Genomic DNA, 12,226 nt, shown 5'->3' with positions numbered 1-12,226 from the left:
GGGTGGTCGCTCACCCACCGGCTCGCGTTGCGCTGCCAATCTCGATTTCGACCAGTCGGTACTCGTAACTCGACTCGCCGCCATCCGTTTCTGCGGTCGTGTATTTCTCGTTCAGCTTCCGCCGAATCTCGCCCACCTTCTCGCGGTCGGTGACGATTCGGGCCGAGCCAAGGATGCAGATCGCCCAGTAGTTCTCGCGCGTGTTCTCGATGGACACGGCGACGCGTGGATTCTCCTTCATGTTTCGGAGCTTTCGCCCGCCAGTCATCAGGTACAGCTTCGAATCGGCGTAGACGTACCAGACGGGGGCGACGTGCGGGCGGTCGTTGTGGGAGGTTGCAAGGTGGGCACTCGCCCGCCCGGACGAGAGTAGGGTTTCGATGGCAGGGGACACAACCATGGCTCTCATAGGCTGTGCGCGTGCATAAGCCAGTTCTCGGGGAGTAGGTCGGTGCAAGGAAAGTTTTTCAGCCTCTGTGGAGTCGTTCGTACCATGCCCGGGGCCATCGTTCTCGAAGGGAAGCGCGTCTCGCTTGCGACCGTCGAAGAGGAAGACATAGACTTTCTGCGCGACAACGTCAACCACCCTGCTGTGCGGGTACCCGTTGGCCAGCAACTCCCGACGAACGGTTACCAAGAGCGCGAGTACTTCGAGGAGATGAGCACGGACAAAAACAGCCTCCAACTGCTCATCGTCAGCAACGACCGCCGCGTCGGCGTCGTCGAATTAGACCCCATCGACCGCGAGACGGGACAGGTCGAGGTTGCCTACTGGCTCGTCCCCGACTATCAGGGCGAGGGCTACGCGAAAGCCGCGCTCGAACTCACCATCGAGTACTGCTTCGACCAGCTCAGGATGCACCGGGTTCAGGCCGCCGTATTCTCCTTCAACGAGGCGTCGATGGGTCTACTGAAACGGCTCGGCTTCACTGAAGAAGGCGTCCACCGCGAGGACGTGTTCATCAATGGTGCGTACCACGACACGCACTACTTTGGCCTGCTCGAAGCCGAGTGGCGCGATGTGGCTACACAGTAGTCGAAAAACCGCGAAAAAACGCTCCCTGCTGGCTTATTGCTGTGGGCTGTAGTTCGGCGCTTCGTCCGTAATCATCACGTCGTGTGGGTGGCCTTCGGTCTGGCCTGCCGAGGAGATACGGACGAACTCGGCGCGTTTTTTGAACGCAGGAATGGTGGCTGCGCCGACGTACCCCATTCCGCTTTTCATCCCGCCGACGAGCTGGTGGAGTTCGCTCGCGAGACTGCCCTTGTACGGCGTTGCGGCCTCGACGCCCTCTGGGACGTAGTCGTCTTCGTCCTCCGGTTCGTCTTTGAGGTAGCGGTCGCCGCCGCCCGAGCGCATCGCACCGACGCTGCCCATGCCGCGGTACTGCTTGTATTTCTTGCCGTTCATCGTGATGACGCGGCCTGGGGCCTCGTCGGTTCCGGCGAAGTACGAGCCGAGCATCACGGCGTCTGCGCCCGCGGCAAGTGCCTTGATGGCGTCGCCGGAGTAACGAATCCCGCCGTCTGCGATAACGGGCACGTCGTGTTTCGAGGCCACGTCTGCGACCTGTGCGATGGCCGTAATCTGTGGCATCCCGGCACCCGTGACGACGCGGGTCGTACAGATGCTGCCGGGGCCGATGCCGACCTTGATGCCGTCTGCGAAGTCCACGATTTCGGCGGCTGCTTCGCGCGTGCCGACGTTCCCCACGACGACGTCCGCGGAGACCGTCTCCTGAATCTCGCGGGCGCTGTCGATGACGTTCATGTTGTGCGCGTGGGCGCAGTCGATGAAGAGCACGTCCGCACCGGCTTCGTCCGCGGCTTGCGCGCGGTCGAGTTCGAACGGGCCAACTGCGACCCCACACACGAGACTGCCCGTCTCGTCGCGGGCGGCGTTGTCGTACTCGCGGCGGTGGAGGATACCTTGCATCGTCACGAGGCCGATGAGCTTGTTCTCATCGTCCACGATTGGGACGCGCTCGATTTTGTGCTCGTACATGAGTTCGAGCGCCTCGCGCGCGGTGACGGCTTCCGTCGCGGTGATGACCTCGTCGGTCATCGCTTCGCGGACTTCGTCACCTTCACCGACTTCGAGGTACGGGCGCACGTCCGTCGCGCTGATGATGCCAAGCACCTTGTCGTCGTCGTCGACGACGGGTGCGCCACTGATGCCGCGCTGTTCCATGAGTTGGTCGACAGAGCGGATGGTCATGTCCGGGCTCGCGGTGACGACTTCGCGGATGATGAGGTCGTCTGCGGCTTTGACACGGTTGACCTCTTCGACCATTGTCTCGACGTCCATGTTTCGGTGAAGGACGCCGATGCCGCCTTGTCGAGCCATCGCGGTTGCGAGCTCGCTCTCGGTGACAGTGTCCATCGCCGCAGAGAGCACGGGCACGTTGATAGTGACGTTTTTCGAGACGTGCGTCTTCACGTCCGCGTCGTCGGGTTCGACACGGCTCTCTTTGGGTCTGAGCAGTACGTCGTCGAATGTGAGCGCCTCTGGGACGCGCAACTTCTGGGAGAATGGGTCGTCTTCGGGAACGTCGTTCGCCATATAAACCGTCGGAAAGGGTTCCTCAAAAACGTTGCGAGATATCCCCTCTATGTTGAGACGTGACACGACAGTCCATAAGAACCAAAATCGCCCTCACTTCGCGGGTAAACGACCAACATAACCCAATATAGTTTACGGCTATGTGTAGACAATTGTCCACCAAATCTGTACACAAGTGTGGCTTCCCGGGCCTTGAGAACGATTCACGTTCGATATTCGAGAGCCATGGAACCGTCTCTCACACAACGTTTATGTCTATAACTATTGTTGTGAGCGTATGGACGCTGCCAGTCCCATCGCACGGAGTACGGTCAGTCAGAACATCCGTTCCGACAAGCTGACACTCTTTAACGCGATGAAATCCATTTTTACACTGGCAGGATTCCCGTCGGTAGGACTCTGGCGAAAACGCGACCACGCTGAACGCCAGTATCGTCTCCACTATCGCCGTTTGGCCGAAGGTGACGGCCACCAGTAGTCCGAAATGAGTAGCTCCCAACACCCAATCGCACTTCGCTTAGAGCAGCAGGTAGGCGGCGCGGCAAAGCTTCTCGTCACGGTCATGGCGTTGCCACTTATCGATGGCATCTTTCCTGCGCTCGTTCTCGCTGGCGCACTCGACAGCATCACTGGCATCCTCGAAGTCGGACTTCTCGTCTTCGGTGGCTCTGCAACCGTCGCGGTCATCCTCGCTGAAATGGACGGAAGCCCGCGCGAACAGGCACAGACGATTCTGATCGTCGGGCTGCCACTCATCGCACTCGCCGCCGCAGAGGCGGCGTTCGCACCGACTATCGAAAGCGTGCTGAACCTCGCCACGTTCGAGCGCTTCGCCGCGCTCGTCATCCTCGCCATCGCGGCCAAAACCGCGAGCGCGACGATTGGCGAGTACCTGCCCCGGCCCGGCGTCATCATCGGCCTCGGCCTGCTCGCAAGCCTCGACGTCTCCGGCTTCGAACTCGCCCTCACGCTCAACCCAGACCTCATCGTCCGGTCTGCAGCAGCGGCGGGCGTCGGCGTCGGCTTTGCCCTCTCGATTGCCCTGCTCGGCCCGTGGCTGCGTGGCGTGGTCGACATCGACCGCTTCCGCTTCGGCAGTGCGGTCGCCCTCGGGATGTTGCCCCTCTCCATCCTGCACGTCCCGGGTGTTCCGAGCGACGCACCAATCGCACTCGCCGTCCTCGGCATCGCGACCATTCTCGCGTTCGACCCGGACAACGCGACGATTCCAAAGCGGACGAAGACGGTGGCAGAGGAGCCAGAGCCGATGCCCGAACCAACGCCAGAACCGACGGCAACCCGCCAACAGTCAGTGGCCGCACAGGCGGTCACCGACGGTGGCGACGACGAAGAAGACGATTCGGGCGCCTACGGCTACCCCGGCGAACCCGACAGTCGTGCCCCGTGGCTCTAACCGAGAGCGCTAACACTTAGGGGACGGCGTGCCTGTGTCTTTTCATGGCTGATAATCGCGTCGTAGAGGGTCGGATGGTCACGCCCAAGCGACTCGCCGCGCTCATCGAAGGCGCTGATGTGATGGATGCAGAACCGATTCGAGACGCAGACCGCGAATGCCCCGAGTGTGGGGGAAACGTCCTCGAAGTCGGTTACATGCCCTCGGTAATGGAGTTCGTCACCGGGTGGAAGTGCCAAGACTGCGAGTGGAGCGCAGACGACCGCGACGACTGACTACTCTTTGATAAACACGAGTTCTTCGCTCGCAGGCGGTGCGAGATAACCCGCGAGCAGTCCGAGGAGAGCAATCACCACACCGCCAAGGAGACTCCACCCAACAACGAGCCACAGCCCACCGTCGCGGAGCATGAGGTCGGGAAACGGGATGGTCGTCGCCATGACGAATCCGACGCTCCAATACGCCCCTTCTGCGAGGCCGAGCGTCGATTTGATGCAGAAAAAGGAGACGGCGAACGCCGCCCCACCACCGAGGCCGCTCAACAACCCATGGCGCGCTCGGTCGAAGCCGTGTTCGTCAGCGAGCCGCCCTGCGATGACCCCGCCGAGGACGCCGGTGAGCGCGACGAGCGCGAGACTCTGGACGAGTTTCCCTCGTAGTGGCCACGCGGCGTAGAGCACCCCAAGATAGCCCGCCTGTGCGAGAACGCCGAGACCGATGGCCCGCCAATCGAGCATTAGGCGCTAGTTAGGGGTGCGTTCAGAAGAGTTGGCTGGTTCACACCCACGACGGCTCTCTCGCCTGCAATCGAGAGACTGAGCGAAATTCTCGGTGAGTGAGAACCGTAGGGGTTCCATTTATCTTTTACGAGCATACTAGTAACCAATGATGAGTATTGAACGAGACCTAACGTTCTCCTGCCCCGAATGCGGAGAATCATTGGTTGTGAACGCATCGATGCGCGATGCGCTCATCGACAACGGGTGCGTCATCTGCGGTTCCGCGGTATCTTCTAGCGCTTTCTCAACGGTCTGAACCTATCAAATCTCCCGGGTCGTTCGATCTGGGCGGCGTTTCACCACGTGAACAATGGGCAACTGCGGGGGGACGCCACCAACAATAACTATACAGTCTTTCGGGAAAGATACACGAGTAGGCACTATGGTTCTTGACCAGCAGACCAAGATGAGCGAGTCAGAAACCGATGCTCTTCTGAGCGCTCACGAAACAGCCGTTCTCTCTCTCGCAGACGATGATACCCCCTATGCAATCCCGATTTCCTACGGCTACGACGCCACTAACCGGCGGTTCTACATGCGACTCGTCTCGACTCCAGAGAGCGAAAAACGCCGATTCCTCTCTTCTGCACCGATGGTTCGACTCGTCATCCACGACCAAGAAGACACGGTGTACCGAAGTGCGGTCGCCGTTGGCACACTCCACGAAATTTCGCCCGACGAGGTGACCGTCGAACACATCGTCCAGTACGGCAACGCAAAACGCCCGCTGTTCGAAATCTGGGGACAGGCCAAGGATAATTTGGACATTAAACTGTACGAACTCGACCCAGACGACATCGGCGGCCGCCGGGTCGAAATCGACCAAGAAGCCAACGCATAGTCAATGTTGTCGGGAATCCGCGCCACGGTTGCGTTCACCGCCGCCGAAACGTGCCCGATTGCCGACCTCTCAACCGAGGTCGACCGCCCGATTTACTCTCGGTCAACCTCGGTCTCGCCGCTCGAATCGACCCACAGCGTCACTGAGTTTTTGTTGCAAGGCGAACCACCCACCCTCGACGCTGCCATCGACCCCATCTTTGCGTACGGACCAACCCGACTCTATCGATACACCCACGACAAGGGGGTCACCTGCCCGTGTGAGTGTCTTGGTCTGTTTGGCTGCCCAATCGAACGCTACTTCGCCCACGAAGGAACGTTCACCATCGTCTTTCACGCGACGGATTTTCACCAGTTACAGGAGGTCATCGCCGAACTCCGCGACCGATTCCCCGACATCGACATCAAACGGCTCGTTCGATCACCGACCGAAGGAACCGCGAAAGACAACGTCTTCGTCGATAGGAGTCGGCTGACCGCGAGACAACTCGAAGTCCTCCAAACGGCCTACGACATGGGCTATTTTTCCCAGCCACGAGAGGCAAACGCGACCGAGGTCGCGTCGACACTCGACATCAGCCAGTCGACGTTCGCCCAGCACCTCGCCGCCGCCCAATCGAAAGTGTTCGACCAGCTCCTCGAACACGACGGGTAGCCGGGCTGCATCGGGAATCAGTGGCTCCAGAATCACTCGCCATCGTCCCGAGTATATAAACCACCCGTGTTATCCGGGCAGTCCATTGGTTCCCGTAGCGCGCCTCCTACAGAGTAGAGAATCACTATGTCCACTGCACTCGCTTTCGCCCCCGGTCGCTCGAACGAATCTACCACCGTCGCCCAAGAGAACGTCGAACCACTGCTCAAGGCGCTCGACGACACGGCGTGCCGAGCGGTTCTCATGGCAACGAAGGATTCGGCGCTCTCGGCTCACGAGATTGCAGCGGCCTGTGACCTCCCCGTGTCGACGACCTACCGGAAGGTCAACCAGCTCACCGACGTTGGCCTCCTCGAAGAGCGAACCCGGCTGTCGCTCTCTGGAAACCACACGAGTGAGTACGTGCGTGCGGTCGAGAACATCGTCGTCTCCGTGTCGAGCGACCACGGCCTCGAACTCACGGTTTCCCCGTGTGAGGCCGCGAGCGCGCACACCTCATTCTAACTCCTACGGGCCACCCCATCGACTGAGCGAGTGGCTGTGTAAAGCTGGACAAACCCAACGCACGCGGCGTGTTTTTCCGTTCCCGAATCGAAACCACTTTAGGTAGCATTGTCCAACGAAGAGATGCGCGGGGTCGTGGCCAAGCCCGGCATGGCGACTGACTCCAGAGGTAACACGCACGGTGACGACACTCCAGAACTGATATACAGAGCACCTGACTGATCATTGGGTGCGTTGACGACCCTCTGGAGTACCGAGGCGTACCGGAGATATCAGTCGATCGGGGGTTCAAATCCCTCCGACCCCATTTCTATTCCGCGCTCAAACTCCTGAGCGCGGGCTGTAATCAATGAGGAGGGATTTGAAGAAGGAACGACTGGTAGGGAGTGACTGACGTTCAAATCCCTCCGACCCCACTAACTTTCTCGCGCCGCTAACTTCCGAGCGGCGCGTGCAATTATGACTGAGGAGGGTTTGAACCACGGAGCGAGCAGTGCGAGCGACTGAGGTTCACAATCCCTCCGACCCCACTCGCGCTTTTACCGGACTCAAATCGACATACAGCGGAGCTTTTGTTATACTCTTTGTCGAAGTTCGCCGTTTGATTCCAACCAATTATTGGTTGGCCGGCGGCGTCCTCGGTTGGTTACAACTATTAGAGGTTGGTGAATGTAATAGAATTATTCGGCTCTGTTGAAACCCTCAATCGGTGATATGTTCTCGGGGCCGTGCTGAATAGAGGGAGCGAGTCGGCCACTGGATAATGGAGCTTCGGCCCCAACGCGTCACAGTCCTCAGTTACATAAATTATTTACATTTATTCTACTTCCCAGACATTATGTCCCCGAATATTTCCCGTCGAGAAGTCCTCCAGAAACTCGGTGTCGCAGGGCCGGTCGTCTTCGCTGGCTGTTCGGCGACGACAGGCGACGAACCGACGACGTCGGTCGACGGCACGACAACAACAGACCAAAGGTCGACACAGACCGCGACAGTAGAACCGCCCGCCGAAAACACGCAGACGGCGACACCCGAGGAATCACCGTGTCGTGAACTGGAGAGCAGGACGCCTCGCTGGCGGACGACCACCGACAGTCGTCCCTACGACCCAGTCGTCGCCGACGGGGTTGTCTACGTCGGCGGTGACAAGCCCGATACATTGCGCGCGTTCGACCTTACCGATGGAACCGAGCAGTGGCGTACGGCAGTGGACGGGATGCTCTACGTCGCACCGGCGGTCGGCGAAGACACTCTCTATTTCCCAGAGTACGATAGGGTAACGGCTCTCGCCCAAGCCGATGGGACCGAGCGGTGGCGACACGACCCCACAGGTGACCTTACCGCACCCGCCACGGCCACCGATAGACTTGTGCTCTTCGGCGAGTCGAACCACCCGACCATGCACACGACGGTCGATGACGAGTTCGACCGCGTCGTCGCCCTTGACGCCGCTGATGGGTCAGTTCGCTGGCAACAGCGGTTCGCTCCGGATGAGCGCGCACCGCTGACGACCCGACCGGTCACTCTCGACGTGAGCGTCGTCGCCGCCTCGGAGGACCACGTGATTCGCGCCTTTGAACTAGCTGACGGGGCCGCCCAGTGGTCGACAGGGGTGTCCGTTCCCTCGGACATGGCCGTATTTTCCTCCGGGGGCAACACGGGTGTCGTCGTCGCCTCGCGTGAGGGAACCGTGGCGCTCAACCCAGTGGACGGGACGACACGCTGGCGTGATGGGCGAAGTTCCGAGCGTGTCGTCGCCGGAGGTGGGCGGGTCTTCGTCGCCCGCAACGACGTGCTTCGGGCGCTGGATGCGACCGATGGAACTGACCTATGGACGCACTCCACGACTGACCGACGACTCGTCGGCCTCGCGGCTGACGCCAAGCACGTCGTCGCGTCGTTCAGGTCGAAGACCGGAAAGCGGGCACGTTTGACTGGGTTCGACCCACAGACCGGCTGTCCGGTGTGGCACGTCTCACCGGGCGTGGGTCGACTCTCGTCGCCCGCGCTCGGGGACGACACCGCCGTCGTCACCTCGGACGTGGCCGACCGCTCGGTTTACGCGGTCGGGGCCACAGGAGAATGAGAGTCTGCTGAATACACCCTCTGTAGGTTGCACGCCGTACGCATCAAATTCTGGGAATTTCGATAGTGCCAATTTTTCGGATTTCGGACTATGTACTGATGTCGGAACATGGTTTTGAGTCGCTGAGGTTCAAATCCCTCTGGTCACAGTAACAACTCATTGGAGACTGAACACTGCCAGACAGGGTATCCAGCCATCGCCGGTTGGGTCTGGAACGCTGATTTCTGCTGTATATGTTCCTGAATCGATGATTACTGATTCATTGATGTATCTGACGACCTCTTGAAACGTCCAGACTTCAGTGGTTCCGGGTTCAACTGTCACCGTCCCATTCCCAGAACTTCGCTGTTCAATTTCAGACCACCCTGACGATTCTTTGAATCGCACTGTCCACGAAAACGGATTGAATGTCAGCTCCGTATCTGATTTGTTATAGAAGGTCAGGTTGAGCGATTCAGGAGACTCACCAACCACCGGAGAGGGTACTAGGTACACCAGCGCGGAATCTGACGTATGCGTCTTCGAACAGATGGTACTATCATTGGTCCCGTATGGGGGGCATTCGTAGTCTGCTATTTCTTCTGCTGATGCTGGTGGGGCTGGCGTACCCTCTCGTTTGGCGGACTGCTGAGAGCTGAGAGTAGTACAGCCACTTAGGAATACGAGTCCACCACCAGCAAATTTGAGAGTCTCACGCCGGGACCAAGTGCGCGCTATTACAATGAACCATACGCAATCTTGAATAAATACTTCGGGGAGCAGACAGAATTGCTCCAAGATACGCGCTCCCCTTAGTTCTCGTTCAATGGCTCCCTGAAATCCGCCGCCCGACCCGGACGCAGATACGCCTCAATTTCCGAAGCAACCGACCTACCACGAACCATCTCCGCAAGCACTTCACCGACCGCAGGAGCAAGCGTAACTCCAAGCCCGTTCATCCCACAGGCGACGTAGAAACCTGCAACTGCAGTTTCACCGACGAACGGGACGCCATCCGGCGTCAGCGTCCGCATCCCAACCCACTCGTTTACGAGTTCAACCCCTGAGAGTCGGGGAATCGCGTCCTCGATTCGGGCCTCGATGTCCAGATAGAAGTCGTGGGCAACGGAGCGTGCTTCGTTTGGTTGCAGCTCATCTGCGTCCTCGTACCTCGCGCCGAACTGGCCGGCGAACGCTTGTCTGTCGCCTTCGCCCCGGACGTACAGGCCGTCTTCGAATTCGATGAACGGGAGCGTGAACGGCGCGTCTTTTTGGAGGACGACGACCGGGCCGAGGTTGTGCCGAAGCGGGAGCGAGATGCCGGCCATTCGGTTGACCGCCGGTGCCCACGGGCCAGCGGCGTTTATCACCGCGTGGGCTGGCTGAAATCCGTTTTCCGTTTCGACGCCGGTTACGCCATCGGCGTCGGTTCGAATTGCGGTGACGGTCGTCTTCGTCTCGACAGTGACGCCCTGTGAACTGGCTTCCTTGAGGAAGTGTTGGATAATCTCCGAGGGGTCGAGATAGCCGTCCTCGGGCGTGTAGAGCGCGCCTGCGACGGCTGCTGGATCGAGTCCGTGTGCGGCCAACGCTTCGGGGGCCAGAAATGAAGCAGAAACGCCGAACGAGTCGAGTGTCGCGGCGACTTCTTTGCGCATCGTTGCGCCTTCGGCTCCGAATGCGACGTCGAGCGTGCCAATCTGCTCGAAGCTGAGCGTCCCGTCGCGGATGAGCGGTTCGTAGGTGTCCCACGCTCGTGCTCTGAGTCGGTGGCTCAGCGGGTCGGGCGTTGATTGGTGCCAGACGAAGACCGCAACCGAGTCGCCGGACGTTCCAGAGCCGACGGTGTCCTGTTCGTAGACCACCACCGGGCGCTCGTCGTCTTTGAGGTGGGAGGCAATGCTGGCCCCAATGATACCTCCACCAACGATGACTATCGGCTCCATCGTCATCATTCACGCGTATTTCGACTTAAAATCTTGTCCCGCGGTATCGCTGCAAACCCGAACTGCTCTCGATTCCCCATGATTTCTCCGTGCCTGACGGCGACGATTGTGAACATTCATTGACGTGACTCAAACGTAGATAAGGGGGTTGCTTCTTCGCGTCACAGCGTCACCACTCAGGGGCTGTGAGAAGTATCGGTGGAGAAATCCACCATACTTAGCGAATCTGCGTATCATTGCAGACTGCAATTCTTCGGTGATGAAGCCGAAGCATCTGTCCTACCCGTCGTGTCGGGATAAGGGTTCGCACTCATCGATTCGGCAACGCTCCGACCAATCAAACGGGTACACCGCCGATGGCTATTTTGGCGAAATCCCATACGGTACGCGCCGTCTCGGCTTTCGCTTCTGGAAATAGAACACGAGAACGACGACCGCGCCGATAAGTGGCGGAATGAAGAATCCAACGAAGAAGCCAACGGCCCACATGTCGGCGGTGTCCATCCCACGCCTCTTTCCGTCTCGGTAAATCAGGATGGCTCCGATAAGCGCAATAGCGAGCGCAAACGGCCCCGAGATATGGATACTGAATCCGGCCATGGGGCTAGTTTTGGAACTATCTGGAAATAATTTTTCATTCAGCTAACAGTATCGGTTGGGTAAATCGCACGAAACAGCCGAAGATATGGAACGGAGGGTGAACGACGCGTTATTCCTGAACGATGAAGCCACCGGCGGCTTCGAGAATTGCCTCTTGGGATTTCGCCTCGTCGAAGGCGGCAGGGAAGGGGTCTGCCCCGTTCAGGAGGTTCAGGTACGAAGCGTGGCGGGCTTCCACGGTTGCGATGGTTGCGCCAGCGGTGACCAGTTCTTTGTTCTCGATGCGGTTTATTGCGCCGTCGTAGGCGGATACGCCGGTGTTTTCGAGTACTTGTGCGATACCGAGGAACTCGGCTGCGGTCTCGAAGCCGAATTCGTATTCGAGTTCGGGAACCGGGTCGCCGCCGAGGTCGGTGATGACCTGAGTGAGGACATCGGTGTGAGTCGATTCGTGGTCGCCGATGTCCACGATGTTTTCGTACACGTCACCGCGGACGCGGGCACTGAAGCCGTTCAGCGTTTTGCAGCTGTTGAAGTCCTTGCTGCAGAACGTCTCGATACCCTCGCGGTAGAAGGCGTCCTCTAAGTGTTCGAGCGTGAGTGCGTAGTTGAGCACGTCCACGTCGGTTGGTTCGTCGTCTTCTTGGGCACCGGCTGCGCTGACTGCGCCCCCACCCATGCCGAGTAAGACCACACCGGCTGCGGTCCCCTTTGTGATGAAGTCACGCCGGGAGGCAAAGCGGTCGTTCACCGCGGAGATTGCTTGTTGCAGCGCGGACACAGAGTCGTTTTCGGGCGATTTGGTAGTCATTGTCTCTAACTCCACTCGAAGCGTTGGCGAATTGCTTGAAAGGGATTTG

The 12,226-nt window shown here is 59.3% G+C and carries 15 protein-coding genes and 1 tRNA gene; 10 read left to right on the top strand and 6 right to left on the bottom strand.

What is annotated here, in order from left to right:
• Nucleotides 1–10 precede the first annotated feature (10 nt).
• Entirely contained in the window at nt 11–400 is a 390-nt protein-coding gene (locus V5N12_RS10550) for a pyridoxamine 5'-phosphate oxidase family protein (RefSeq protein WP_332899128.1), read from the bottom strand.
• Nucleotides 401–493: 93 nt separating this feature from the next.
• On the opposite strand from V5N12_RS10550, the gene V5N12_RS10545 reads away from it, so the two are divergent.
• Nucleotides 494–1,036: a GNAT family N-acetyltransferase gene (locus V5N12_RS10545; protein ID WP_332899127.1), complete on the top strand. Its 543-nt coding sequence runs from the start codon at nt 494–496 to the stop codon at nt 1,034–1,036.
• Between the two features lie 33 nt (nt 1,037–1,069).
• On the opposite strand, the gene guaB is transcribed toward V5N12_RS10545, so the two are convergent.
• Nucleotides 1,070–2,563: an IMP dehydrogenase gene (gene guaB / locus V5N12_RS10540; protein WP_332899126.1), complete on the bottom strand. Its 1,494-nt coding sequence runs from the start codon at nt 2,561–2,563 to the stop codon at nt 1,070–1,072.
• 277 nt (nt 2,564–2,840) lie between these two features.
• Here guaB and V5N12_RS10535 point away from each other — a divergent pair, with 277 nt between their 5' ends.
• Genes V5N12_RS10535 through V5N12_RS10525 form a run of 3 tightly spaced genes read left to right on the top strand, consistent with a single transcriptional unit; the run spans nt 2,841 to nt 4,252 of the window.
• Nucleotides 2,841–3,041 carry a hypothetical protein gene (locus tag V5N12_RS10535; RefSeq protein WP_332899125.1) on the top strand — a complete coding sequence of 67 codons (201 nt, stop codon included), beginning with the start codon at nt 2,841–2,843 and terminating at the stop codon, nt 3,039–3,041.
• A 6-nt stretch (nt 3,042–3,047) separates the two neighbouring features.
• Nucleotides 3,048–3,977: a DUF5794 domain-containing protein gene (locus tag V5N12_RS10530; protein ID WP_332899124.1), complete on the top strand. Its 930-nt coding sequence runs from the start codon at nt 3,048–3,050 to the stop codon at nt 3,975–3,977.
• A gap of 44 nt (nt 3,978–4,021) precedes the next feature.
• Nucleotides 4,022–4,252 carry a DUF5795 family protein gene (locus tag V5N12_RS10525; protein WP_332899123.1) on the top strand — a complete coding sequence of 77 codons (231 nt, stop codon included), beginning with the start codon at nt 4,022–4,024 and terminating at the stop codon, nt 4,250–4,252.
• Here V5N12_RS10525 and V5N12_RS10520 read toward each other — a convergent pair whose 3' ends face one another.
• A complete protein-coding gene (locus V5N12_RS10520) occupies nt 4,253–4,714 on the bottom strand; it encodes a hypothetical protein (protein WP_332899122.1) in 462 nt (153 codons plus the stop codon).
• A gap of 151 nt (nt 4,715–4,865) precedes the next feature.
• On the opposite strand from V5N12_RS10520, the gene V5N12_RS17175 reads away from it, so the two are divergent.
• The 6 genes from V5N12_RS17175 (at nt 4,866) to V5N12_RS10495 (ending at nt 8,841) form a co-directional block, all read left to right on the top strand.
• Complete coding sequence (locus V5N12_RS17175; RefSeq protein WP_442904975.1) at nt 4,866–5,012, top strand: DUF7560 family zinc ribbon protein; 147 nt, start codon at nt 4,866–4,868, stop codon at nt 5,010–5,012.
• Nucleotides 5,013–5,138: 126 nt separating this feature from the next.
• Entirely contained in the window at nt 5,139–5,597 is a 459-nt protein-coding gene (locus tag V5N12_RS10515; RefSeq protein WP_332899121.1) for a pyridoxamine 5'-phosphate oxidase family protein, read from the top strand.
• 3 nt (nt 5,598–5,600) lie between these two features.
• Nucleotides 5,601–6,251 carry a helix-turn-helix domain-containing protein gene (locus tag V5N12_RS10510; RefSeq protein ID WP_332899120.1) on the top strand — a complete coding sequence of 217 codons (651 nt, stop codon included), beginning with the start codon at nt 5,601–5,603 and terminating at the stop codon, nt 6,249–6,251.
• 126 nt (nt 6,252–6,377) lie between these two features.
• Complete coding sequence (locus V5N12_RS10505; RefSeq protein ID WP_332899119.1) at nt 6,378–6,755, top strand: helix-turn-helix domain-containing protein; 378 nt, start codon at nt 6,378–6,380, stop codon at nt 6,753–6,755.
• 129 nt (nt 6,756–6,884) lie between these two features.
• Nucleotides 6,885–7,062 (top strand) — tRNA-Trp (locus V5N12_RS10500).
• A 531-nt stretch (nt 7,063–7,593) separates the two neighbouring features.
• The gene (locus V5N12_RS10495; RefSeq protein ID WP_332899118.1) at nt 7,594–8,841 is read left to right on the top strand and encodes an outer membrane protein assembly factor BamB family protein; all 1,248 of its coding nucleotides are present in this window, start codon (nt 7,594–7,596) and stop codon (nt 8,839–8,841) included.
• 791 nt (nt 8,842–9,632) lie between these two features.
• Here the strand turns inward: V5N12_RS10495 and V5N12_RS10490 are convergent.
• From V5N12_RS10490 to V5N12_RS10480, 3 genes are all read right to left on the bottom strand, one after another.
• On the bottom strand, nt 9,633–10,766 hold the full coding sequence (locus V5N12_RS10490) for an NAD(P)/FAD-dependent oxidoreductase (RefSeq protein ID WP_332899117.1): 1,134 nt from the start codon (nt 10,764–10,766) through the stop codon (nt 9,633–9,635).
• 360 nt (nt 10,767–11,126) lie between these two features.
• Complete coding sequence (locus V5N12_RS10485) at nt 11,127–11,366, bottom strand: hypothetical protein (RefSeq protein WP_332899116.1); 240 nt, start codon at nt 11,364–11,366, stop codon at nt 11,127–11,129.
• A 109-nt stretch (nt 11,367–11,475) separates the two neighbouring features.
• Complete coding sequence (locus V5N12_RS10480; RefSeq protein WP_332899115.1) at nt 11,476–12,177, bottom strand: ferritin-like domain-containing protein; 702 nt, start codon at nt 12,175–12,177, stop codon at nt 11,476–11,478.
• Between the last annotated feature and the right edge of the window lie 49 nt (nt 12,178–12,226).

It is taken from the genome of Haladaptatus sp. CMSO5 (assembly GCF_036689885.1).
Taxonomy (GTDB): Archaea; Halobacteriota; Halobacteria; order Halobacteriales; family Halococcaceae; genus QDMS2.
Note: the sequence above shows the minus strand (reverse complement) of the source record. Positions and strands in the feature narration are given on the sequence as shown.